The sequence below is a fragment of the Nitratireductor alexandrii genome (assembly GCF_004000215.1).
Taxonomy (GTDB): domain Bacteria; phylum Pseudomonadota; class Alphaproteobacteria; order Rhizobiales; family Rhizobiaceae; genus Mangrovimarina; species Mangrovimarina alexandrii.
In genome coordinates this window covers 178858-202970 of the sequence record NZ_RBVY01000006.1, presented here as the reverse complement: position 1 = coordinate 202970, position 24113 = coordinate 178858, and the positions used below count along the sequence as shown (strand labels likewise).

Below are 24113 nucleotides of genomic sequence, written 5' to 3'. Positions count from 1 at the left end.
CGCAATACGAACTTTACTAAGGATGCGACATGGCGACTTTTATGCCTTTGAAGCAGGCGGTGGCCGACAATCTGCGTGACGGTGATATTGCCGCATTTGAAGGCTTTACGCACCTTATTCCGACCGCTGCCGCGCACGAGGCGATCCGGCAGGGGGTCAAGGACCTGACATTGGTGCGCATGACGCCAGACGTCGTCTACGACCAGATGATCGGAATGGGTTTGGCCAAGAAGCTGGTGTTTTCCTATGCCGGGAATCCGGGCGTCGGCCTGCTGCGGCGCCTGCGCGATGCAGTCGAGAACGCCTATCCGCGTCCGATCGAGCTGGAGGAGCATTCGCACGCGGCGATGGCCAATGCCTACGAGGCCGGCGCGGCTGGGCTGCCTTGCGCGATCTTTCGCGGATATCTCGGTGCCGAGCTTGCCCGCGTCAACGCCAATATCAAGCAGGTGACCTGTCCGTTTTCCGGCGAGACGCTGGCCGCGGTTCCCGCCGTGCGGCCCGACGTCACCTTCATCCACGCCCAAAAGGCAGACCGCAAAGGCAACGTGCTGATCGAAGGCATTATCGGCATCCAGAAGGAGGCCGTGCTGGCGGCCAAGCGCGCGGTGGTCACGGTCGAGGAGGTGGTCGAGGACTTTGCCGACCTGCATCCAAACCTGACCATCCTGCCCCATTGGACGGTGACGGCGATCGCGGTCGTGCCGGGCGGCGCGCACCCGTCCTATGCGCACGGCTATTATCCGCGCGACAACGCCGCCTATCTGGAATGGGACAAGATCGCCGCCGACCGCGCGCTGTTTCGCGCGTGGATGGACGAAAACGTGATCGAGGCGACGGCGGAGGATTTCGCTGCCCGCGTCGCAACTTTGGGGGCGATGTGATGAGCGACCGAGACTTCACCCCCAACGAGATGATGACGATCGCGGCGAGCCGCGCCCTGAAGGGCGACGACGTTTGCTTCGTGGGCATCGGCGCGCCGTCGGCCGCTTGCAACGTGGCGCGTCTCACCCACGCGCCGGACATCACGCTGATCTATGAATCAGGAACCATCGGAACCGCGCCCGACGTCTTGCCGCTGTCGATCGGCGACGGGGAATTGTGCGAGACGGCGGTGACGACGGTCTCGGTGCCGGAGATGTTCCGCTACTGGCTGCAGGGCGGGCGCATCAGCATCGGCTTCCTGGGCGCGGCCCAGCTCGACCGGTTCGGCAATATCAACACCACGGTGATCGGCGACTACGACCATCCCAAGACCCGGCTTCCCGGCGGCGGCGGGGCGCCGGAGATCGCGAGCGCGGCGCAGAAAATCTACATCACCATGGTGCAGTCGAAGCGCGGCATGGTCGACAAGATCGATTTCTACACCTCCTTCGGCCATGGCGAAGGCGGCGATCATCGCCGCCGCATCGGCATCGAGACGGAAGGCCCGGCACTGCTGATCACCGATCTGGCGATCTGGGAACCCGACCCGGAGACCAAGGAGTTCACCGTCGTTTCGCTGCATCCAGGCGTTACCCGCGATCAGGTGCAGGAGACCTGCGGCTGGACGGTAAAATTCGCCGACAGGGTTGACGAGACGCCCGCGCCGACCGCACTGGAACTGAAGACGTTGCGCGACTTGAAAGCGCGCACCGAGGCGGCCCACAGGGGCGCGGCCGGTTCCGGCGCGAAGAAAGGATCGAAAGATGGCTGAAGCCTTTATCTGCGACTATGTCCGCACGCCCATCGGCCGCTTCGGCGGTGCACTTTCGCCCGTGCGTGCCGACGATCTCGGCGCGGCTCCGATTCGCGCGCTGATCGAGCGCAATGGCGGGGTCGACTGGCAGGCGGTCGACGACGTGTTTTACGGTTGCGCCAACCAGGCCGGCGAGGACAACCGCAACGTGGCGCGCATGGCCGCGCTGCTGGCCGGGCTACCGATCGATGTGCCCGGCTCGACCGTCAACCGACTGTGCGGCTCGGGCATGGACGCCGTCACCATCGCGGCGCGCGCCATCAAGGCCGGCGAAGCGGAGATCATGATCGCGGGCGGTGTGGAATCGATGTCGCGCGCGCCCTTCGTCATGCCGAAGGCGGCGAGTGCTTTTTCGCGCAACGCGGAAATCTACGACACCACCATCGGCTGGCGCTTCGTCAACCCGCTGATGAAAAAGCAGTACGGGATCGATTCGATGCCGGAGACCGGCGAGAACGTCGCCGAGGCGTTCAACGTGTCGCGCGCCGATCAGGATGCGTTCGCCGTGCGCAGTCAGGCCAAGGCCGTCGCCGCGCAGGAAAACGGCCGGCTGGCCAAGGAGATCGTTCCCGTGACGATTCCCCAGCGCAAGGGCGACCCGGTGGTGGTCGACAAGGACGAGCATCCGCGCGCCGGCACCACGGTGGAGGCTTTGGCCAAGCTCGGCACACCGTTCAAGAAGGAAGGCGGCACGGTGACGGCCGGCAACGCTTCCGGCGTCAATGACGGCGCTGCGGCGCTGATCGTGGCCTCGGAAGCGGCGGCGAAGAAACACGGCCTGACCCCGATCGCCCGTATTCTGGCGGGGGCGACCGCCGGCGTGCCGCCGCGCATCATGGGCATCGGCCCGGCACCCGCGACCAAGAAGCTGTGCGCGCGGCTCGGCCTCGAGCCCGCCGGTTTCGACGTGATCGAACTCAACGAAGCCTTTGCCTCCCAAGGCATCGCCGTGCTCCGCGATCTCGGCATTCCCGAGGACGCGGAGCACGTCAACCCGAACGGGGGGGCGATCGCGCTCGGCCACCCGCTCGGCATGTCCGGGGCCCGGATCACCGGCACGGCCGTGCTGGAGCTTCGCGAGCGCCAGGCCAAGCTGGCTCTCGCAACGATGTGCATTGGCGTTGGCCAGGGTATCGCGATCGCGCTCGAGCGGGTCTGACCGCGCGGCCCGAGCGTCACGCCTCCTCGGCCTGGCGAGTTCCGATCGGCCGGGCGAAATAACGTACCGATTTCGCGCCGCCAGGCAGGGTGGCCCTTCCGATCGCCTCAAATCCCATCGCGGCGTGAAAGGCATCGGAGGCCGGGTTGGGCGGTTGTTCGTTCACCTCGCAGGTGACCAGCGGATAGCCGCCGGCCGCGGCCTTGTCGAACACATGGCGATAAAGTCGCCGGGCGTGGCCTCTGCCGCGCGCGGCCGGATCGACGACCACCCGGTCGACATAGACGAAGCGCGGGTAGCGCGCCTTGAACCACTGGAAATTGGAACTGTCATAATCGGCATCCTGGTCGAAGGCGATCAGGAAGGCCTCGATCTGGCCGATCCGTCGAGCGCAGAATGCGGCGTCGATCAGACGGGCAAGCTCGTCCGGCTCGAGGAAAGACAATTCCAGGGCGTGGCGGTTGTTAAGCTCGAGGACGGCCGCCTCGACCTTGGCGCCGACCGGCAGGATGGGCAGAGCTTCGCTGTTCATAAGCACCGGTTTAGAACGGGCCCGGGTTCCGGTGAAGCCCTGTGCCTCAATAAGGCCATTCGCCTCTCCCGAGCGCCTTGAGGGCATCGACGATGCGCGAGAAACTCCGCCGCGCCCGGTCGACGATGTGGCGGCCGCGCAGATAGCCGTGCACCAAGCCCTTTTCCTCGCGGCAATAGGCCTTGCCGCCGGCCTCGATAATCCGGTCGCGGTAGTCGGGGCCGTCGGAGGCCAGCGGGTCGCACTCGGCGGTCACGATCACGGTCGGTGGCAGGTCGGCAAAGTCGGTGTCGCGCAGCGGCGCGAAACCGGCATCGCGCGAGACGTCGGCGCCGCCGGTGCGCATCTGCTGATAGAACGCCATGTCGCGCGTCGACAGCATCGGCGCGTTTGCGTGGGCGATATAGGAGCCCTTGGTGTGGTCGCCGCCGAAGCCGGGATAGATCAGCACCTGCCCGGCCGGCGCGCGCGGGTGACGGCGGTAACGCCCAGCGACGGCGGCGGCGATGTTGCCGCCGGCCGAATCGCCGGCGAGCAGGATCGGGCAACGATAGGTTCGCGCGGCCCACTCGAACGCGGAATAACCGTCCTCGTGCGAGGCGGGGTAGAGATGTTCAGGTGAAAGCCGGTAGTCGACCGAGACGACGTCGTAACCGGTGCGATGGCACAGTTCGGCGCAGATATCGTCATGGCTTTCCAGCCCGCCGAGGATAAAGCCGCCGCCGTGAAAATAGAGCACCATCGCCGATGGGTCGGGCGTGGCGGCGCGATAGAGGCGGGCCGGGATCGCATGGGCCGACGTCTCGATCGCCATCGTCTGCGCGCTCACGCCTTCGGGATGGTCGGCATGGAACTCACGGCACATGCGGTCGTAGATCTGGCGCTGCTGGTCGACCGTGTAGTCGACCGTGTCGGGTGGATAGAACGCATTGGTACGCTCGATAAAGGCCCAAGTCTGCGCGTCGATGAGTTCGGCGTAGTCGGTCATGACCTATTCCCGTCTATCGTCCTTTCCATACCGGGTCGCGCTTTTCGGCGAAGGCGCGGAAGCCTTCCATATTGTCGTCGGATGCGTAAAGCGTGTCGACCGTGCGGAATTTGCGCTTGGTGACCCGGTTCATCGCGTCCTGGAAATTCATCGCCTCGGCCGCGCGCGCCACTTCCTTGATGGCGGCGAAGACCAGCGGCGGGCCGGAGGCAAGCAGGCGCGCCACCTCCCAGACCCGTTCCTCCAGCCGGTCGGCCGCCAGCACCTCGTTGACCAGGCCCCAGCGACGCGCCTCCTCGGCATCCATCCAGCGGCCGGTCAAAAGCATGTCCATCGCCACGTGATAGGGGATGCGCTTCGGCAGCTTGATCGTGGCGGCGTCGGCAAGCGTGCCGGCACGGATTTCGGGCAGGGCGAAGGCGGAATGGTCCGCAGCGTAGATCAGGTCGCAGGACAGCGCCAGTTCGAAGCCGCCGCCGACCGCCATGCCGTTGACGCAGGCAAGCACCGGCTTGTTCATGTCCAGAAGTTCCTGCAGGCCGCCGAACCCGCCGACGCCATAATCGCCGTCGACCGCGTCGCCGCTCGCGGCCGCTTTCAGATCCCAGCCGGCGGAGAAGAATTTGTCGCCCGCCGTCTTCACGATCGCGACGCGCAGCGCGTCGTCGTCGCGGAACGCTTTGAAGGTTTCGCCCATCAGCCGCGAGGTGGCCAGGTCGATGGCGTTGGCCTTGGGGCGGTCTAGCGTGATTTCCAGGATCGCGCTTTCGGCTCGGGTCTTGACGATATCGGACATGGCTGTCTCCGGCTTCAGTCTTCCCCTTGAGGGGCGGGCGGGGTGAACACGATCAGCGCGTCGGCGATCCAGGCTCCGTCGCCCTTCGCGCACACGATCAGCGGATTGATGTCGAGCTCGTCGAGGGTGCCGGCATGGGCGCCGGCAAAGTCCGCGACGTCGGCGATGACGTCGATGGCCGCGTCAAGATCGGCCCTGGGCCGGCCGCGATAGCCGTCGAGCAGCGGAAAAAGCTCCAGCCCGCGCAGCGCCGTTTCGATCTCGGCGCGTGTCGGCGGCAGCAGAAGCGTGGCGGTATCGCGCAAGAGCTCGACCAGCACGCCGCCGGAACCGACCGTCATCACCGGACCGAACAGCGGGTCGCGGGTGACGCCGACAATCAGTTCGGCGACGCCGCTTTCCACCATGCGCTCGACATAGAGTCGGTCGGAAAGCGCCAGCAGCGCGGTCGCGGCTTCATGCACGGCGGCGCCGTCCCGCAGCCCGAGGCGCACGGCGCCGCGTTCGGATTTGTGGGCGATGCCGAGCGTCTTGAGCGCCACGGGAAAGCCGATCCCGGTGGCGGCGAAGGAAGCTTCCTCGGCACTCGCCACCACGCGGCCGGCCGGTATCGGCAGGCGGTGCGCGGCCAGCATCGCCTTGGCCGCAGCCTCGTCGGGGGCGTGTGTTTCCTCGGCCCGATCCGCATCGCCATCGTCGCGATATTCGGTGCGACCCGCCCACAAAGGGGCGCCTGGGGTGCGTTGCCAGGCCTCGCCGATGGCGGTCGCGGCTTCGGCAGCGTCAAGCGCCTCGGCCATGCCGCATAGTGGCGCGATGCCACGCGCCAAAAGGCTTGCGCAATAATCCTCGGGCAGGTTCTCCGGCATGGAGGCGACGATCGCGCCGCTGGCCGCGTTGGCGGCGAGGGCGGCGGCAAAGGCGTCGACAGTCGGCCACCAGTCGTCGTCGGTGCAACGGTCGCGGCGCGGAAAGTCGAGCACCAGCATGTTGAGATCGAATCCGCCGGCGATCATCGCCGAAAACGTTGTCGTCATCGCCTCGCGGTCGTTCCAGATGAAGGTGTGATAGTCGAGCGGATTGGCGACCGTGACCAACGGCCCAAGCGTCTGCTTGACGCGCTTGCGATGCGGTTCGGAAAGCAGCGGGAAGCCCACCGACCGGCCTTCGGCGGCATCGGCCATCACCGAGGCCTCGCCGCCCGAACAACTCATCGACGACAGGCGCGGGCCGGAAAGCGGCCCCACCGCGTGCAGCAACTTGAGCGTTTCGACAAAGGCCGGGATCGAATGGACGCGGGCGATGCCGATCCGCGCAAAAAATGCCTCGGCGGCCGCGTCGGAGCCGGCGAGCGAGGCCGTATGCGAGACGGTCGCCACGCGGGCGGCGGCCGAGCGGCCGACCTTCATCGCCACGACCGGTTTGCCGAGCTCGCGCGCCCGCGCCGCCAGCCGCTCGAACCCGGCCACCGCATCGAAGCCTTCGACATGCAGCCCGAGACAGGACACGCGCTCGTCCTCGATCAGGCCGAGGCCGATCTCCGACAGGCCGGTCTGGGCCTGGTTGCCGGCGGTCATGACATAGGCGAGCGGCAGGCCGCGTCGCTGCATCGTCATGTTGATGGCGATGTTGGAGGACTGGGTGACGATCGCCGCTCCGCGCTCGCCCTCGGCGAGCCGGGCGCCGCCATGCTGGTCGGGCCACAGCAGGGCGCCGTCGGCATAGTTGATCAGGCCGTAGCAGTTCGGCCCGACGATCGGCATCGCGCCGGCGGCGACGATGAGGGCCTTTTGCAGGCGCGCGCCGTCGGTGTCCTCTTCGCCGGCTTCCAGAAAACCCGATGCGAAACAGACCGCGCCGCCGGCGCCGCGCGCGGCGAGTGCGCCGACCATGTCGACGGTCAGGTGGCGGTTCACGCCGATAAAGGCGGCGTCGGGGGCGCCCGGCAGGTCGGCGACGCTGGCGAAGGCGGGAACGCCCTCCACCGCCTTCTTGACCGGATGCACAGGCCAGATGTCGCCGGCAAACCCCATCTTGAGCGACTGGCGCAAAACGTTGGAGCCGAAGAAGCCGCCGCCAATGACGGCGATCGAGCGCGGGCGCAGCAGGCGCGAGAAGTCGCGGCGTGCGCTCATGACGAGGGCGCTCGGCCGCAATCCCCGGCCGTCTCCGGCTGTCGCGCGGCGATCCTGCCGATCTCGTCGGCATAATCGCCAAGCGCGGCGCGGCCCTTCGGGCTCAGATCGTAGATGCCGGTGCGGATGCGGTCGAACCAGCCATAATGGTCGTCGGCCATCAGCCGCCGCGCCTGCTCGACACCGGCGCGCCTGGCGACCTCGGAGGCCTTTGTCGGCCCGTTTTCGGCCAGGACGCGCAGGCAGCGCAGCGCGTCCTGGCGGTAGGCCGTCACCAGATTGCGGCGGATCGTGCCGCCGGTATTGGGATCGCCGACGCGGCGGTGATATTCGCGCAGAAGCCGCGCGCGCCGCGGCGCCGATTGCCGGGGCCGGTAGGGCTCGGGATCGCAGTGGACCTCGACGAAGCCGTCCTTCAGCCGCACAGTAATCAGTCCGAGCCCCAGGCGCCGGCACAGTTTGGTATTGGCGGCGAGCGCGCGCAGAAAGGCGCGGCCGGGTCCGCGCGCAATGGCGACGTAGACAGCGTCAGTGATCGCCTGGCGGTCGATCGCCTGATGAAACAGGGACAGCGAAAACCCGGCCTTGAGCTCGACGATCACCGGAGGCTCGTCGCCGCGCACCGCAACCACGTCGGCCGCGCCGATCTCGCCCTTGACGGCGTAGCCCTGGGCCTCCAGGAGCCGTTTGACCGGCGCATAGAGGTCGGCCTCGCGAATCCTCGAGCCGGTCATCGTGTCGTCCTATCCTCCCACCGCCCGCAGCAGCGCGCGCGAAATAATGTGGCGTTGAATCTCGCTGGTGCCTTCCCAGATACGCTCGACGCGGGCGTCGCGCCAGATGCGCTCGAGCGGCAGGTCGTCCATCAGTCCCATGCCGCCATGGATCTGGATCGCCTCGTCGGCGACGAAGGCGAGCATCTCGGTGGCCTTGAGTTTGGCCATCGCCATATCCTGGTCGGTGACCGTGCCGGCGTCGTATTTCCAGCCAGCTTCCATGACCATCAGTTCGGCCGCCTTCAGTTCGGTCGCCATGTCGGCGAGCTTGAAGGAAACGCCCTGGAACTTGCCGATCCGCTGGCCGAACTGCTCGCGCTGGGCGGCGTAGTCGATGGCGTGGGCGAGCGCCCTGTCGGCCCGACCGAGGCAGGTCGCCCCGACCTGGAGCCGGGTCGCGCCGAGCCAGGAATTGGCGACCTCGAAACCGCGATGCACCTCGCCCAGCACCTGGTCCTTCGGCAGGCGGCAATCGTCGAATTCCAGCACCGAATTGGTGTAGCCGCGATGCGAGACGTTGCGGTAGCCGTCGCGCACGGTAAAGCCCGGCGTGCCCTTGTCGACGAAAAAGGCGGTGATTTTCTTGCGCTTGCCGCGCGGGGTCTCCTCCTCGCCGGTCGCCATGAAGACGATGGCGAAGCCGGCGATGTCGGCATGGGAAATAAAGTGCTTGGTGCCGTTCAAGACCCAGTCGCCGCCCTTCTCGACGGCGCTCGCCTTCATGCCGCGCAGGTCGGAGCCGGCGCCGGGCTCGGTCATGGCCAGACAATCCCAGGTTTCGCCCCGGATGCAGGGGTAGAGGTATTTTTTCTTCTGCGCGTCGGTGCCTGCGAGCAGGATGTTTGAGGGCCTGGCGACGCAGGTCCAGTGCAGCGCGTAATTGGCCCGGCCGAGTTCCTTTTCGTAAAGCAGCCATGTCGGCGTATCGAGACCGGCGCCACCGACCTCGGCCGGCATGTTTGCCGCGTAAAGCCCGGCGGCGATCGCCTTTTTCTGCACCTCGCGGATCAGTTCCATCGGCAGGTGGCCGCTGCGCTCTACCGTCTGCTCGTGCGGGTAAAGCTCGTTCTCGACGAAGGCGCGGGTTGTCTCGACGATCAGCGCCTGTTCCTCGCTCAAGCCGAAATTCATGCGTTCACCTCAGCTTCGGGCATGGTGGGATCGAGCCTTTTCATGTCTCGCTCCCGTTGCCGTCACCCGCATCCTTGTCCGGCCGTGCGGTTTCGGCGAGGCGTGCAAGATAGTCCTTGTGCAGCGCGCCCGCGCCCCAGCCCTTGCCCTTGTTCTGGCGCGACAGCGCCTGCATCACCGCGACCAGATTGTCGTCGCGGATCCGTTCGAGGTCGCGGATCGACCATTGTCCCGACTGGGCGTCGGACTGGTCAGCGATCAGATCGACGAGCTCGTCGTTGAACTCCGGCACGTCCATCAGCCTGGTCCACGGCCACGTGAGGCAGGGTCCGAACTGGGCCATGAAATGGCGCATGCCGGCCTCGCCACCGGCGATCCGATAGGTCTCGAACACGCCCATCTGGGCGTAGCGCAGGCCAAAACCGTAGCGCACGATGTCGTCCAGCTCCTCGGTGGTGCAGATGCCGTCCTTGATCAGCCACAACGATTCGCGCCAGATCGCTTCCAGAAGCCGGTCGGCGACGAAGGCCTCGATTTCCTTGCGTACGACGACCGGCTTCATGCCGATCGAGGCATAGAGCGCGCGCGCGCGCTCGACATGTTCGCCCGCGGTCTTTTCACCGCCGACGATTTCCACCAGCGGCAGCAGATAGACCGGGTTGAAGGGATGGGCGACGACGAGGCGCTCGGGACGCCGCATCGCCGTCTGCATGTCGCTCGGCTTGATGCCGGAAGTGGAGGAGCCGACGATGGCGTTGGCGGCGGCATGGGCGTCGATCTCGGCCAGGACCGCGTGTTTGAGCTCCAGCCGTTCGGACACGCTTTCCTGGATCAGCGTCGTGCCTTCGACAGCGTCGGCGATGCTTGCCGCGTAGCGGATCCCGCCTTCCTTCGGCAGATATTGTCCGGCCATGCGCTGATAGGCCCGGCGCGCGCCGGCCAGCACCGCGCCGACCTTGCGCTCGGCCTGCGGGTCGGGATCGAAAATGGCAACGTCGATGCCGTTGAGGACAAGCCGGGCCACCCAGCCGGCGCCGATAACGCCCCCGCCGATACATGCGGCTCTTGTGATGGTCATGATAACGTCTCCGGTCCACACGGGTTGCGCGCTACGTTGTCCATCTTCTTGAGCCTCAGCACTAGGCCGCCAGCGGCGCGCGTTTCTCCAGGCCGAGCTTTTTTCGCACCTCTTCGGGCCCCAGAACGCGCGCCCCCATCGCCTCGACGATCGATACCGCGCGCTCGACCAGTTGCGCGTTCGTCGCCAAGACGCCTTTTTCGAGCCAGAGATTGTCCTCGAGCCCGACGCGCACATGGCCGCCGGCGAGCACCGAGGCGGCGACATAGGCCATCTGGTTGCGGCCGAGCGCAAAGGCGGAAAAGGTCCAGTCCCGGGGCACGTTGTTGACCATCGCCATGAAGGTATTGAGATCGTCGGGCGCGCCCCACGGCACACCCATGCACAATTGCACCAACGCGTCGGGCTTCAAAATACCCTCTTCGACAAGCTGTTTGGCGAACCACAGATGGCCGGTGTCGAACGCCTCGATCTCCGGCTTGACGCCGATCTCGGTCATCAGGCCGCCCATGGCGCGCAGCATGCCGGGCGTATTGGTCATGACGTAGTCGGCCTCGGCGAAATTCATCGTGCCGCAGTCGAGTGTGCAGATCTCCGGCAGGCACTGGCGCACATGTTCGATCCGCTCGGCCGCGCCGGCCATGTCGGTGCCGTTTTCCTTGAGCGGCAGCGGCTTGTCGGTCGGGCCGAACACTATGTCGCCGCCCATGCCGGCGGTCAGATTGAGGACGACGTCCACTTCGGCGTCGCGGATGCGTTCGGTCACTTCGCGGTAGAGTTCGACGTCGCGGCGCGGCGCGCCGGTTTCGGGATCGCGCACGTGGCAATGGACGATCGCGGCGCCGGCCTTGGCCGCTGCGATCGCCGATTCGGCGATCGCCTTGGGCGACCGCGGCACGTGCGGGCTGCGATCCTGCGTGCCTCCCGAGCCGGTGACGGCACAGGTGACGAAGACCTCGCGGTTCATCGTAAGGGGCATGGCGATCCTCCGGTTCGCGTCCGATCCGGATCGCAGGATCGCGCGGCTTGCAGGAGGATGCTTTACAATTTACGAATTGTTCTTGATGAAAAACGAAGCCGCTTCGATCTTCCGGCCCGAACGCGACCCGCTTGCGCTGACCTTCCTGGTTTTTTCCGGCGCCTCGATCATGTGCGTGGCCTCGGCGGTCGATCCGCTGCGGGCGGCAAACCGCATCGCCGGCAAGACGCTGTTCGACTGGACCATCGTATCGGCCGGCGGGGAGGCGCCGGTCACGACCTGCGGCCTACCGGTCGCCGTCGCCGGCCGTTTCGATCCGGCGCGCCGCAGCGACGTCCTGATCGTGGTCGGCGGCTTCGGCACGCGGCTTGCCGCCACGCCGGGGCTGATCGCAGGCGTGCGGCGTGCCGCTCGGCAGGCACGCGCGGTGGGCGGGATCGAGGCGGGATCGTGGCTGCTCGGCGCGGCGGGCCTGCTGGAGGGACGGGCGGCGACCACCCATTGGGAGGACCTGGAGGATTTTTCCGCGCGTTTTCCCGGCTGCGAGGTGCGTCCCGACCGGTATGTGATCGACGGGCCGGTGTTCACTGCCGGCGGCGCCTCGCCGACCTTCGACCTGATGCTGCACATGGTGCGCTCGCGGCTCGGCATGGCGGTCGCGCTCGACGTGGCGAGCGTGTTTATCTACGATCAGGCGCGGGCGGCGACCGATGCCCAGCCGTTGGTCTCGCTCGGCAGGCTCGACGGTTACGATGCGCGCGTGGCCCAGGCGATCCGGCTGATGGAAAGCCATATCGACCGGCCCTTGCCGGTCTCGGCGCTGGCGCGGCGTTGCGGCGTCAGCGCGCGCCGGCTGGAAACGCTGTTCGCCGACGCGGTCGGCGAAACGCCCGGCGCCTATTATCTGCGGCTGCGTCTGGCGGCGGCGCGGCGGCTGGTGCTCGACACGACCGAGCCGATGGCCGACATCGCCGCGCGAACCGGTTTTTCCTCCGCCTCCGCCTTCAGCCGGGCCTTTGCGGCAGCGTTTGCACGCGCGCCCTCGGCGATGCGCGGCGGGCGCTGACCATCAGCCGGCGCGCAGGAACGGCCGGGCGCTCATCGTTGCGGGAACCGGCACGCCGAGCCGTGTCAGGATGGTCGGCGCGAGCTGGAGCTGGTCGAGCAGCATGTCGTCGTCGGGTCCGGCGGCCGGTCCGAAATAATAAAGCGCGAAATCCTGCTGCAGATCCTCGCGCCCGCCATGATGGCCACGATCGGTCTGGCCGTGATCGGCTGTGACGATCACCTCGTAGCCGGCTTCCAGCCAGCGCGGCAGGAATGCGGCCAGCATGCCGTCCATGACCGCGCAGGCGTGGTCCATCGGGGTGTTGTCGTGGCCGAAACGATGGCCCATAGAATCCAGCGTGCAGGTATGCAGAATGCCGTAGTCGATGCCGTGACGGGCGGCGAGCATCGACAGCGTCGCGAACAAATCGACGTCGGACGGCGTCATCTGGTTGTCGTGACCGTAGCCGGTCATGGTGTGGAAACGGCCGTGGGCGATCGGCCCGGCCGGCTCGTCATATTCGATGTCGCCGACGAAATCGAAGGGATGGCGGTTGAAGAACTCCGACCAGTAGGAATGGGTGACCGCGCCGGTCTTGCCGCCGGCCTTGGTCACCTCGGAAAAGATGTCGGGCTGGGCGACGCGGAAGCGCACCTCGTTGGACAGGATGCCGTGCACCTGCGGCGGCACGCCGGTGTGGATGGAGGCGTAGCAACAGGCCGATATCGACGGCAGCACGGCACGCATCTTCCACACCCGCGCCTCGCCGGACTGCACCCATCCCTCGAGATTGCCGAACAGGCGCCGCCAATTGCGCCACGGCACGCCGTCGAGAACAATCAGCAGAAGTTTCGATGAAACAGGCATGGTTGCGCTTTCGTGGTTGTGTTGGCGGAGCCGGTGGCAGAGCGCGCCGGAACGCAACCCGGCTGTCGCCGTCACGTTTCTGTCGGGCCGGCTTGGCCGGTGGTGTCAGTTGCCCGCGCTCTCCATCTTGCGGCCGGCGATCGCCTTTTCCAGCCAGCCGACCTCCATCTCGGGCACCGAGGACAAAAGCAGGTCGGTATAGTCGTCGAAGGGCGGCGCGAGCACCTCGGATTTCGGGCCGTAGCGCACCACCTCGCCGCGATACATCACCGCGATCGAATCGGCGATCGACTTCACCGTCGCCAGATCGTGGGTGATGAACAGGTAGGCGACATGCTCGATCTCCTGCAGGTTCAACAGCAGTTTGAGGATGCCGTTGGCCACCAGCGGGTCGAGCGCGCTCGTCACTTCGTCGCAGATGATGAGTTTCGGCTTCGCCGCCAGCGCCCGCGCGATGCACACGCGCTGCTTCTGGCCGCCGGAAAGCTCGGCCGGATAGCGGTCGAGGAAGCCGCTGCCCATCTCGATCTCCTCCAGGAGCTCGCCGACGCGCTTGTCGCGTTCGGCGCCGCGCATGCCGAAATAGAATTCCAGCGGCCGGCCGATGATCGTACCGACCGTCTGGCGCGGGTTCATCGCCACGTCGGCCATCTGGTAGATCATCTGCAATTCGCGCAGATCGTCGCGGGTGCGGCTGGCAAGCCTCGCCGGCAGTTCGCGGTCGTCGAAGGTGATCGAGCCCTGCCGCGGCGGCAGCAGGCCGGTGATGGCGCGCGCCAGCGTCGACTTGCCGGATCCCGATTCGCCGACCACGGCTAGCGTCTGGCCGGGCCTGATCTCGACCGACACGTTCTTCAACACGTCCACCATGCCGCCGCCATAGGCGGCGGTGACGTTTTCGACCTTCAAAAGCGGCGCGCCGACCGCTTCCTTTTCCTGATGCGCGATCTGGTGCACGGAGACGAGCTGGTTGGTGTACTCGCGTCGCGGCTCGGTGATGATCTGCTGAGTGTCGCCCCATTCGACCAGCTTGCCGTTGCGCAGCACCATGATTTCGTCGGAGACCTGGGCGACGACCGCCAGGTCGTGGGTGATGTAGAGCGCGGCGACCCCGGTATCCTGGATCGCGTCCTTGATGGCGGCCAGCACGTCGATCTGGGTGGTGACGTCGAGCGCGGTCGTCGGCTCGTCGAAGACGATCAGGTCCGGCTCCGGGCATAGCGCCATCGCCGTCATCACGCGCTGGAGCTGGCCGCCCGAGACCTGATGCGGATAGCGCTCGCCGATCGTCTCGGGATTGGGCAAGGAGAGCTTCCGGAACAGATTGATCGCACGCTTCTCGGCTTCCGCGCGCGAGGCGGTACCGTGCAGCAGCGCCGCCTCCACCACCTGGTCCATCAGCTTGTGGGCCGGGTTGAAGGCGGCGGCGGCCGACTGGGCGACATAACACACCTCGCGCCCGCGCAGCCGGCGCAGCCCGCCGAGACCGCCCTTGAGGATGTCGCGTCCGTTGAGGATCACTTCGCCGCCGGTGATCCTGACGCCGCCGCGACCGTAACCCATGGCCGACAGGCCGATGGTCGACTTGCCGGCCCCCGATTCGCCGATCAGCCCGAGCACCTTGCCCTTTTCGAGCTTCAGCGACACGTCGTCGACGATGGTGATGTCGTGCGGGGCCTCGCCGGGCGGATAGACCGTCGCTTCGATGCGCAGATTGCGGATCTGAAGCAGCGGCCCGTCCGTGGTCGGTTTTGCCTGCGTGCGGGCCATCAGCCACGTCCTCCCTTGAGGCTCGTCGTCCGGTTCAGCACCCAGTCGGCGACCAGGTTGACGGAGATTGCCAGCACGGCGATCGCCGCCGCCGGGATCAATGCCGCGGGAATGCCGAACACGATACCTTCCTTGTTCTCCTTGACCATGCCGCCCCAGTCCGCCTCGGGCGGTTGCACGCCCAGGCCGAGGAAGGACAGCGCCGACAGGAAGAGCACGGCATAGATGAAACGCAGGCCGAGCTCGGAAACGAGCGGCGAAAGCGCGTTGGGCAGAATCTCGCGAAAGATGATCCAACCCATGCGTTCGCCGCGCAGTTTGGCAGCCTCGACGAAATCCATCACGTTGATGTCGACGGCGACCGCGCGCGACAGCCGGTAGACCCGCGTGGAGTCCAGTATACCCATCACCAGCACGAGCGTGAGGATGGTTGAGGGCAGGACCGACAAGACGACGAGGCCGAAGATCAGCGTCGGAATCGACATCAAAAGATCGACGAAGCGCGACATGATCGTGTCGAACCAGCCGCCGACGACGGCGGCGGTGAAGCCGAGCACGGAGCCGGTGATGAAGGAGACCGCCGTCGCCATCACAGCGATGAAGATGGTCGTGCGCGCGCCGAAGATCATGCGCGACAACAGATCGCGGCCGAGATTGTCGGTTCCCAGCAGGTGGGTGGACGACATCGGTTCCCATACGTCGCCGACGATTTCCGACAGCGGGTAGGGTGCGATCAGCGGCGCGAAGATCGCGACGAACACGAACAGCAGCGTGAATACCAGCCCGAGGGCGGCGGCGAAGGGGATGCGTGTCAGCGTGACCATGCAGCCGCCCTCACTTCGGATGCCTGAGGCGCGGATTGGCGAGGATCGCCGTGATGTCCGCGATGATGTTCAAGCTGATATAGACGGCGGCGAAGATCAGCCCGACCGCCTGCACCACCGGCACGTCGCGCTTGGCGACATGGTCGACGAGATACTGGCCGAGACCGGGATAGACGAAGATCACCTCGACCACGACCACGCCGACCACCAGGAAGGCGAGGTTGAGCATGACCACGTTGACGATCGGGGCGATCGCGTTGGGAAAGGCATGTTTGCGGATGATGTCGAAGGCCGACAGCCCCTTCAGTTCGGCGGTCTCGATATAGGCCGACTGCATGACGTTGAGGATCGCAGCACGCGTCATGCGCATCATGTGGGCGAGCACGACCAGAACCAGAACGGTCGCCGGTAGCACGATCGCCTGCAGCTTGGTCAGCAGGGGCATCCCGTCATAGACGGTCGAGATCGAGGGAAACCATTGCAGCTTGACCGCGACGAAGAAGATCAGCAAATAGCCGACGAAAAATTCCGGCAGCGAGGTCGAAGCGAGCGCGAAGCCGGAAATCGCCTTGTCGATCGGGCCGTTGCGATAGCGCACCGCCAGCAGGCCGAGAATGATGGCGAGCGGGACCGAGACGACCGCCGCCCAAAAAGCGAGAAATAGTGTGTTCCACAGCCGCGGCATCAGTGTGGTGGCGATATCCTGACGCGTGGTGAGCGCGGTGCCGAGATCGCCGGTCACGACGCCGCCGAGCCAGGCGAAATATCGCACGATGGCGGGATCGTTGAGGCCCAGTTCCTCGCGCAGATTGGCGAGCGCCTGGGGGGTCGCCTGATTGCCGAGAATCGACTGCGCCACGTCGCCGGGAAGAATCTGCGTGCCGACGAAGATGAGGACCGAGACGGCCAACAGGAGGAGGACGCCCAGCGCGATGCGCTGGGCGATGAGGCTTGCGATGGATGAACCCATTGGTCAACGGCCCTCTCAGGCCGTCAGCCAACACTTTGCAAGGGCGTAGCCGTCCATCAGTTCGGCCGCCGGGTGGGGTTCCCAGCCGTCGATCTTGTCGGTCGAGGCGTCGATGAAATCGTTGAACATCGGCAGGATCAGACCGCCATCATCGCGCACCATGAGCGCGGCGTCGCGATACATCGCCTTGCGCTTGGCCTCGTCGAGCTCCGCCCTGGCCGCAATGATCAGCTTGTCGAAATCCTCGCGGAAGAAGCGGGTGTCGTTCCAGTCCGCCGTCGAGATGTAGGCGGTGGAATACATCTGGTCCTGCGTCGGCCGGCCGCCCCAGTAAGAGGTCGAGAACGGCTGCTTGTTCCATACTTCCGACCAATAGCCGTCGCCGGGCTCGCGCTTGACGTCGATGGTGATGCCGGCCTTGGCGCAGCTCTGCTGATAGAGCTGGGCGGCGTCGACCGCGCCGGGGAAGGCGACGTCGGAGGTGCGCAGCAAGACCGGTCCGTCATGGCCGGATTTCTTGAAATGGAACGCGGCTTTGTCGGGATCGTAGGGGCGCTGCTCGACATCGTCGGAAAACAGCGGATAGGCCCCGTTGATCGGGAAGTCGTTGCCGACCGAGCCGTAGCCGCGCAAGATCTTTTCGACCATGTCCTCGCGGTTCATCGCGTATTTCAGCGCCATTCTGAGATCGGCGTTGTCGAACGGGGCGGTGTTGCAATGCATGATGAAGACGTAATGGCCACGTCCCGATACGTTGCGGATCGTCACGCCCGGCACGCGCTTGACCAGATCGACGATCTTCGGCTCGACCCGATTGATCAACTGCACCTGGCCACCCTGCAAGGCGGCGGTGCGCGCCGTTGCATCGTTGATGACGATGATCTCGATCTGGTCGGCGAAGCCCATCTTGTCGCCCTGCCAGTAATTGGCGAAGCGCTCCCCGCCATGGCGCACGCCGGGCTCGTTAACGGTGACCTTGTAGGGGCCGGCCGAGATGCCGGCGTCAGGCGCATCCTTGCCGCCGTTCGGCTGGATGATCAAATGATAGTCCGCCATCAGGTAGGGCAGGTCGGCATTGGCCTCCTTGAGTGTGACGACGACATTCTTGCCGTCGACCTTCATGGATTCGATGCCCTTCATGATGCCGAGCGCGCCGGACTTGGAATCCTCGTTGGAATGGCGCTCGAGCGTGGCCAGAACGTCGTCCGCGGTGACGGTCTTGCCGTTGTGAAACTCGACGCCGTCGCGGATCTTGAATGTCCACACCTTGGCGTCGTCGGAGGCGCCGATTTCCTCGGCGATGCGGTTTTCGAGCCCGCCTGCAGGCGTCAGCGCGACGAGATATTCGCCCCAGCTCTTGCCGAAGGTGAACGGCACCTGCGACAGGAAGCTCGCCGGATCGAGGCTGTTGGTCGCCTCGCCACCCTGCATGCCGGCCTTGATGATGCCGCCCTTCTGCGGACCGGCGGCCCTGGCTGCGCTTCCCAGAAGCGTGTTGGCAAAGGAGGCCGTGACGCCGAGTGCCGCGGCCCTGCCCAGAAAGTCACGCCGGCTGAGCTTGCCGACAGCGACGCGATGGCTCAAATATTCAAGTTCTTGCGACATGGGATGTTCCTCACTCTTTTTGGTTGCCCGCGGACCGATTATCCGGCCTCTATTTGACGGGAATATTGGCGCCATAGCTGTGCATATCGCAAGACCGAATGCGACATTCCCTGGCGTAAATGGCGAGAGGCCATTTGTAGGCGACTAATCCGCTAGATGAAGTTGCGGTTGATTTTATTGGCAAATCTTCGTGTAAAGCGCAATTTCTCATTCTCATAGGCCTCAATGCGCCCTGACAAAAAGAAATGCTTGCGGTCGGCGTGCATCGTCGTGAACGTCTCTGTGCGCACCGACCAGTCGCCGCGCCGCAGCGTCTCGGTCCAGTGGGTTTCGCCGCGCGCCGACAGCGGGTCACCGGGATGGATCGACCATTTTTCACGCGCCACGCTTCCCGTCTCCAGGCCGTGATCGCAATCGCGAAAGGCGCCGAAATCGTCCTCGATGACCAGGGTCGCGGTCCCTGTGTGCGGATCGCGCTCGACCCGACGGCTGTTGGACGGTGTGCGCACGGTCTCGGCCGCCCAGGCTGGCGCGCCTTCGGGGCCGGAAAAGTCGACCTCGTTGCCGGTGCCTGGGGCACGCACCGGCAGGGTGAGCCTGCCCTCATACACGGTGAGTTCGACCGGCTCGGGCGACGGCCAGACGAGCGGCCAATAGGCGCTGGAGATCGCCAGGCGCAGCCGGTGGCCGGGTTTGAGCGCATAGGCGACGTCGTCGAGGCGCAACGTGATCGCCATTTTCGCGCCGGGAGTGACGTCCTCGGGATATTCGTGCGAGGCGTGGTGGCACAGATTGAGCACGCCATAGGTGATGCGGGTCGATGCCCCGTCGGGCTGAACGTCGCACAGCCTGACCGCGATCATGGCCCGCGGCCGATCGGCCGAAAGGGACAGCGAGACGACCGGCGCGCCGACGATGTCGATGGCGGTATCGGCCGGCTGGCCGTCGAAACAGAGCGATCGCGCATCGTCCTCGCGCTGGTCGCCCGGCAGGTCGGGACCGAGCCAGATCGCGCAATACTCGCCGCCGAACAATCCGCAATCCTGTGGTGAGGCGATGGTCGCCTCGAAGCCGGGCCGGGCGCCGTCCGCGAGCCCGCCCGACCCGTCGAGAAACAGATCGCGGGTCGCGATCGCCGGCGACGGCCAGTCCGGCTCCGCGATCCAGCGCCCCGGCCGCTCGTCGTACCAGTCGCGCGGCGGCACGGAGTCCATCAGGTATAGCCGCATCGCCGGATCGTCCTCCACGCCGGTGGCGCGTCCTTTCAGCCAGCGGTCCCACCAGCGCAACGCCTCCTGCAAAAAGCCGATGGCGGGTTCGGGGACGGCGAAATGCGGGTATTTGTGGATCCACGGGCCGATAATACCCTTTGCAGGGGCGTTCTGGATGCCGCGGACGAGCCGGGAGACGGCGTTCTTGTAGGCATCGCCCCAGCCGCCGACGGCGAGGGTGGCAGCCTTGATGGCAGAATAATCCTCGCAGACCGAGCCATGTTTCCAATAGGCGTCGCGGGTCTGGTGCTCAAGCCAGAGCGCGGGCAGGAACGGTTCGTTGTCGAGCCGAGCGAGCCACATCGAACGCCAGTTTTCGCCGACGAGGGCGGGATCGGGCGGTCGCGACGAATAAGACAGCATGGTCGCGCCCCAACCCTGGTTCTCGTTCAGAAGCAGACCGCCCTTGTAGTGGATGTCGTCGGCATAGCGGTCGTCGGTCGAACACAGCGTGATGATCGCTTTGAGCGCCGGCGGCTGGAGCGCGGCGACCTGCAGGGCATTGAATCCGCCCCAGGAGATGCCCATCATGCCGACATCGCCGCTGCACCAGGGCTGCGCCGCCGCCCAGGCGATCACCGCGCAGGCGTCGCTGAGCTCCTGTTGGGTGTATTCGTCCGCCATCAGGCCCTCGGAATCGCCATTGCCACGCATGTCGACGCGCAGGCAGGCATAGCCGTGTCCGGCGAGATAGGGATGGGTCAGGCTGTCGCGCGCCGTGGTGCCGTCGCGCTTGCGATAGGGCAGGTGCTCCAAGATTGCCGGAACGGGTTCCGCCTCTGCGTCCTTTGGCATCCACACACGCGCCGACAGCCGACAGCCGTCGGGCATGACGATGCCGATATCGGGGAACTCGACGACCTTCCGGGGAAAATCGGTGACTGTCTTCATGTCCGCTCCCTTCCGCGCCTGACTTTCCAGAAAGATCGCCAAGCAAGCCATGCGCCCGCGGTCCGGCGCAAGCCCGGCATTGTGGATTGATATGACGGGGCGCCCGAACGGAGACGGGACAGGGTCAATTCAGCGGAATGTCGTTGCCGGCCTTGCTCGACTGATAGGCCGCCGAGAGCGCGTCATAACCGGCGGCGATCGTGGCGATGCGGTTTTGCGAACCAGCGCGTTCGGCCTCGGGCAAGGCCTCGACCAGCCTGCGGATCGCATAGCCGGTCCAGTATGCGTTTTTGGCGTTGTAGCCGCCGGGATCGAGCCTGAAGACCTCCTTCAGGATTTTTAGATCGTGCGGAATGGCGAAGGAATCGCGGGAATCCTCGTGGCTGAACAGGAAGTAGAAATTGTCGAAACCGGTCCAGGTGATCGCCGACAGGCACAGGGAGCAGGGTTCGTGCGTGGCCACGAAGATGCAGTCGCCCGTGTCCGGACGCCGCTCATGCGGCAATTCGTAAAACCGTTTCAGCGCGTGCACCTCACCGTGCCAAAGCGGATTCTCGATCTCGTTGTTGGTTTCGGCGACGACCACGGAGAGGTCGGACTTTTTGAGGATCGCCGCGCCGAAAAGCTTGTTGCCGGCCTCCACGCCCGCGGCCGTTTTCGGCATGATGTCTTGTTCGATCACGTCGAGCAGACGCTCGATCAACGCGGCATCAGTCATCGGTTTTGGTCTCCGGCAGTCGCACCTGCCATGGCGCGTCGAAGAAAAATTCCTCAAGGTTCGAACCGTCGCCGCCACGGTCGACGACGAGGAAGTCCTGCGGTGCGCCGATCGGCGTCAGCACGCCGTGCCAGGTGTTGCGGCGGTAATTGACGCCCTGGCCGGGGGCAGTCACGAAGGCATGCGGCGCGCCGGGTCCCTCGGGCCCATCGGCACAGACCACGACGAGAAACGGCGCCGGCGACAGCGGCATGAAGGCCTGGCTGCCGAAAGGATGGCGCTCGACCATGCCGAGCGCGAGCGGAAATTCGTAGGGCGTGGCCTTGAACAGCGAGACAAGCACGCGCGCGTTCGGGCCGGCGGCCTCGACCCGGGCGAGATCGTGATAGCGCTCGCATTTGCCGTTGTTGATCGAAAAATGGTCCGGCCAGTCGGTGTCGAGCACGTCGCCGAAGGCGGCGAAGGCCTCACGTGTGAGTTTCCGGGCGGTGACGGTGCGCGTCATCGCGGCGCGATCCCGCCAAGCGCCATGTGGCGGTTGACGTCCTTGTAGAGCAGGTAACGGAACTTTCCGGGCCCGCCCGCATAACAGGCCTGGGGGCAGAAGGCGCGCAGCCACATGAAGTCGCCCGCCTCGACCTCGACCCAGTCCTGGTTCAGCCGATAGACCGCCTTGCCCTCCAGCACGTAGAGCCCGTGCTCCATGACATGGGTTTCGGCGAAGGGAATGACCCCGCCTGGCTCGAGCGTGACAATGGTGACGTGCATGTCGTGGCGCATGTCGGCGGGATCGACGAAACGCGTGGTGGCCCACACCCCGTTGGTATCGGGCATCGGCGTGGGAGCGATCGCGGCCTCGTTGGCGAAGAACGCCTCGGGCGCGTCGATCCCCTCGACACGCTCATAGGCCTTGCGGATCCAGTGGAAGCGCGCCGTCGTCCCGCTCTGGTTGCGCGCGCTCCAGCCGCAGTCGGGCGGCAGGTAGCCGAACCAGCCGGGGCTAAGCGTGTGGCGGGTGCCGCCGACGGTGACGGTCAGTTCGCCCTCGACGACGAACAGGGCGCCCTCGGCGCTGGCGTCGGGCTCGGGGCGGTCGCTGCCGCCGCCAGGCGCGACCTCGACGATATATTGCGAAAACGTTTCCGAAAAACCCGACATCGGCCGCGACAACACCCAGCAGCGCGTTTCGTCCCAGAACGGCAGCAGGCTGGTGACGATGTCGCTCATCACGCCTTTGGGGATCACCGCATAGGCCTCGGTAAACACTGCCCGGCCGGTCAGCAACTGTGTCTGCGGAGGCAGGCCGCCATGCGGGGCATAATAGGGGCGGTTCTTCATCGTGACGTCTCTCATAGCGGCAGAAGGTCCCTGAGCCTCAGCAGCGCGATGCGTTCCACCTGTGTGCAGGCGGTGTCGAATTCGGTGTCGCGGTCATTGTCGATGCGCGTCTCGAAGGCAGCGAGGATCCTCTCTTTGGTGAGCCCCTTGACCGCGATGATGAAGGGGAAGCCGAACTTCTCGACATAGACGGTGTTGAGCTCAGTGAAACGGGCGCGCTCGGCGTCGGTCAGCGCGTCGAGCCCGGCCGAGGCCTGTTCCTTGCTGGATTCGGCGGTCAGCCGCTTTGCCTGGGCGAGCTTGCCGGCAAGGTCGGGATGCGCGGTCAAAACGCCGAGGCGTTCGTCCTTGCCGGCGGAACGGAACACCCGGCAGAGCGCGTTGTGCAGGCCGCCGGCCGTGTCGTGCGCCGGGCCGAGCTCGAGCATGAAGGCGCGCTCGGCTACCCAGGGCGAGTGCTCGAAAATCGAGCCGAACCGCTCGACGAACTCGGCACCGCCCATGCGCGAGGGCCGCAGCGCCGGCGCCTGGTAGGGGTGGTGCTCGGCCCAGTGACGGGCAATGTCGATGCGGCGCGCGATCCAGACCCGCTCGTGATTGGTGACGTAGTCGACGAAGCGCTTCAGCGCCGCGGCGCGGCCGGGTCGGCCGACGAGCCGGCAGTGCAGGCCGATATTGAGCATGCCTGGGCGGCCATTGCGACCTTCCTCGTAGAGCGTGTCGAACGCATCCTTGAGGTAGGCGAAGAACTGGTCGCCGGAATTGAAGCCCTGCGGCGTGGCGAAGCGCATGTCGTTGGCGTCGAGCGTATAGGGGATGACGAGTTGCGGCGCGATCGCATTGCCCTGGCCGTCATGGTCGAGCCAATAGGGCAGATCGTCGTCATAAGTGTCGGAAATATAGGCAAAGCCGCCTTCCTCGGCCGCGAGCCTGACCGAATTGACCGAGGTGCGGCCGAGATAGATGCCGTCGGGGCGCGCGCCGACCACCTCGGTGTGCAGCCTGATCGCCTCGTCGAGATCAGCCCGTTCGTCGGCCGGCGCGTGGTCGCGATAGTCGATCCAGCGCAGCCCGTGCGTGGCGATCTCCCAGTCGGCCTCGCGCATGGCAGAGACTTGGTCGGGGGCTCGCGCGAGCGCGGAGGCGACGCCGTAGACGGTCACGGGCACATTGGCCTGCGTGAACAGGCGGTGCAGGCGCCAGAAGCCGGCCCGCGCGCCATATTCGTAAATCGATTCCATATTCCAGTGGCGCATGCCGGGCCACGGGGCCGCGCCGACGATCTCCGACAAAAAGGCTTCCGAAGCCGCGTCGCCGTGGAGGACGCAGTTTTCGCCGCCCTCTTCGTAATTGACCACGAACTGGACGCAGATATGGGCGCCGCCCGGCCATTTCGGGTCGGGCGGGTTCGCGCCGTAGCCGCGCATGTCGCGAGGATATCGTGTCGGCCGCATCGCTTTGCCGTCGTCCTTCCGGTCGGAAATTTCAGCTCTTCGCAA

The 24113-nt window shown here is 65.9% G+C and carries 22 protein-coding genes; 4 read left to right on the top strand and 18 right to left on the bottom strand.

All coding sequences use genetic code 11. From position 1 onward, the window contains the following. The first annotated feature begins 29 nt into the window (after positions 1-29). From EP380_RS15465 to pcaF, 3 genes are read left to right on the top strand one after another with little or no spacing between them, the layout of a single operon-like run. Positions 30-884 carry a CoA transferase subunit A gene (locus EP380_RS15465; protein WP_127599245.1) on the top strand — a complete coding sequence of 285 codons (855 nt, stop codon included), beginning with the start codon at positions 30-32 and terminating at the stop codon, positions 882-884. Beyond that, positions 884-1696 (top strand): CoA-transferase subunit beta, encoded by an 813-nt coding sequence (locus EP380_RS15460; protein ID WP_127599244.1) that lies wholly within the window; start codon positions 884-886, stop codon positions 1694-1696. The genes EP380_RS15465 and EP380_RS15460 overlap by 1 nt, the downstream gene beginning before the upstream one ends. Continuing rightward, positions 1689-2897 carry a 3-oxoadipyl-CoA thiolase gene (gene pcaF / locus EP380_RS15455; protein ID WP_127599243.1) on the top strand — a complete coding sequence of 403 codons (1209 nt, stop codon included), beginning with the start codon at positions 1689-1691 and terminating at the stop codon, positions 2895-2897. The genes EP380_RS15460 and pcaF overlap by 8 nt, the downstream gene beginning before the upstream one ends. 16 nt (positions 2898-2913) lie before the next feature. On the opposite strand, the gene EP380_RS15450 is transcribed toward pcaF, so the two are convergent. From EP380_RS15450 to bcoG, 8 genes are read right to left on the bottom strand one after another with little or no spacing between them, the layout of a single operon-like run. Continuing rightward, positions 2914-3429 (bottom strand): GNAT family N-acetyltransferase, encoded by a 516-nt coding sequence (locus EP380_RS15450; protein WP_106572003.1) that lies wholly within the window; start codon positions 3427-3429, stop codon positions 2914-2916. 46 nt (positions 3430-3475) lie between these two features. Then, positions 3476-4417, bottom strand: a complete 942-nt coding sequence (locus tag EP380_RS15445; protein ID WP_127599242.1) for an alpha/beta hydrolase — start codon at positions 4415-4417, stop codon at positions 3476-3478. Positions 4418-4430: 13 nt separating this feature from the next. Beyond that, positions 4431-5213 carry a carnitinyl-CoA dehydratase gene (locus EP380_RS15440; RefSeq protein WP_106572001.1) on the bottom strand — a complete coding sequence of 261 codons (783 nt, stop codon included), beginning with the start codon at positions 5211-5213 and terminating at the stop codon, positions 4431-4433. A 14-nt stretch (positions 5214-5227) separates the two neighbouring features. Then, positions 5228-7348, bottom strand: coding sequence for an acetate--CoA ligase family protein (locus tag EP380_RS15435; RefSeq protein ID WP_127599241.1), 2121 nt, complete (start codon positions 7346-7348; stop codon positions 5228-5230). Then, positions 7345-8082 (bottom strand): DUF2161 domain-containing phosphodiesterase, encoded by a 738-nt coding sequence (locus EP380_RS15430; RefSeq protein ID WP_127599240.1) that lies wholly within the window; start codon positions 8080-8082, stop codon positions 7345-7347. The genes EP380_RS15435 and EP380_RS15430 overlap by 4 nt, the downstream gene beginning before the upstream one ends. A gap of 9 nt (positions 8083-8091) precedes the next feature. After that, positions 8092-9255 carry an acyl-CoA dehydrogenase family protein gene (locus EP380_RS15425; protein ID WP_127599239.1) on the bottom strand — a complete coding sequence of 388 codons (1164 nt, stop codon included), beginning with the start codon at positions 9253-9255 and terminating at the stop codon, positions 8092-8094. 40 nt (positions 9256-9295) lie between these two features. After that, positions 9296-10336, bottom strand: a complete 1041-nt coding sequence (locus EP380_RS15420) for a 3-hydroxyacyl-CoA dehydrogenase NAD-binding domain-containing protein (RefSeq protein ID WP_127599306.1) — start codon at positions 10334-10336, stop codon at positions 9296-9298. A gap of 58 nt (positions 10337-10394) precedes the next feature. Further along, on the bottom strand, positions 10395-11312 hold the full coding sequence (gene bcoG / locus EP380_RS15415; RefSeq protein WP_127599238.1) for a 3-dehydrocarnitine:acetyl-CoA trimethylamine transferase BcoG: 918 nt from the start codon (positions 11310-11312) through the stop codon (positions 10395-10397). 82 nt (positions 11313-11394) lie between these two features. Here bcoG and EP380_RS15410 point away from each other — a divergent pair, with 82 nt between their 5' ends. Further along, positions 11395-12378: a GlxA family transcriptional regulator gene (locus EP380_RS15410; RefSeq protein ID WP_127599237.1), complete on the top strand. Its 984-nt coding sequence runs from the start codon at positions 11395-11397 to the stop codon at positions 12376-12378. A gap of 3 nt (positions 12379-12381) precedes the next feature. Here the strand turns inward: EP380_RS15410 and EP380_RS15405 are convergent, their stop codons facing one another. From EP380_RS15405 to puuE, 10 genes are all read right to left on the bottom strand, one after another. Beyond that, positions 12382-13227: an alkaline phosphatase family protein gene (locus EP380_RS15405; RefSeq protein WP_106571995.1), complete on the bottom strand. Its 846-nt coding sequence runs from the start codon at positions 13225-13227 to the stop codon at positions 12382-12384. A 105-nt stretch (positions 13228-13332) separates the two neighbouring features. Then, on the bottom strand, positions 13333-14997 hold the full coding sequence (locus EP380_RS15400) for an ABC transporter ATP-binding protein (RefSeq protein ID WP_127599236.1): 1665 nt from the start codon (positions 14995-14997) through the stop codon (positions 13333-13335). Beyond that, positions 14997-15821, bottom strand: coding sequence for an ABC transporter permease (locus tag EP380_RS15395; RefSeq protein ID WP_106571993.1), 825 nt, complete (start codon positions 15819-15821; stop codon positions 14997-14999). Before EP380_RS15395 ends, EP380_RS15400 begins: the two co-directional genes overlap by 1 nt. A 10-nt stretch (positions 15822-15831) precedes the next feature. Then, positions 15832-16791 carry an ABC transporter permease gene (locus tag EP380_RS15390; RefSeq protein ID WP_127599235.1) on the bottom strand — a complete coding sequence of 320 codons (960 nt, stop codon included), beginning with the start codon at positions 16789-16791 and terminating at the stop codon, positions 15832-15834. 15 nt (positions 16792-16806) lie between these two features. Beyond that, on the bottom strand, positions 16807-18396 hold the full coding sequence (locus EP380_RS15385) for an ABC transporter substrate-binding protein (RefSeq protein WP_127599234.1): 1590 nt from the start codon (positions 18394-18396) through the stop codon (positions 16807-16809). Positions 18397-18548: 152 nt separating this feature from the next. Beyond that, positions 18549-20558, bottom strand: a complete 2010-nt coding sequence (locus tag EP380_RS15380; RefSeq protein WP_127599233.1) for a CocE/NonD family hydrolase — start codon at positions 20556-20558, stop codon at positions 18549-18551. 124 nt (positions 20559-20682) lie between these two features. Next, positions 20683-21276 (bottom strand): nucleoside deaminase, encoded by a 594-nt coding sequence (locus tag EP380_RS15375; protein WP_106571989.1) that lies wholly within the window; start codon positions 21274-21276, stop codon positions 20683-20685. Beyond that, positions 21269-21781 carry an ureidoglycolate lyase gene (locus EP380_RS15370; protein WP_127599232.1) on the bottom strand — a complete coding sequence of 171 codons (513 nt, stop codon included), beginning with the start codon at positions 21779-21781 and terminating at the stop codon, positions 21269-21271. Before EP380_RS15370 ends, EP380_RS15375 begins: the two co-directional genes overlap by 8 nt. Beyond that, a complete protein-coding gene (locus EP380_RS15365) occupies positions 21778-22614 on the bottom strand; it encodes a bifunctional allantoicase/(S)-ureidoglycine aminohydrolase (protein ID WP_164749881.1) in 837 nt (278 codons plus the stop codon). The genes EP380_RS15370 and EP380_RS15365 overlap by 4 nt, the downstream gene beginning before the upstream one ends. An 11-nt stretch (positions 22615-22625) precedes the next feature. Further along, positions 22626-24041: an allantoinase PuuE gene (gene puuE, locus EP380_RS15360; protein ID WP_127599231.1), complete on the bottom strand. Its 1416-nt coding sequence runs from the start codon at positions 24039-24041 to the stop codon at positions 22626-22628. Between the last annotated feature and the right edge of the window lie 72 nt (positions 24042-24113).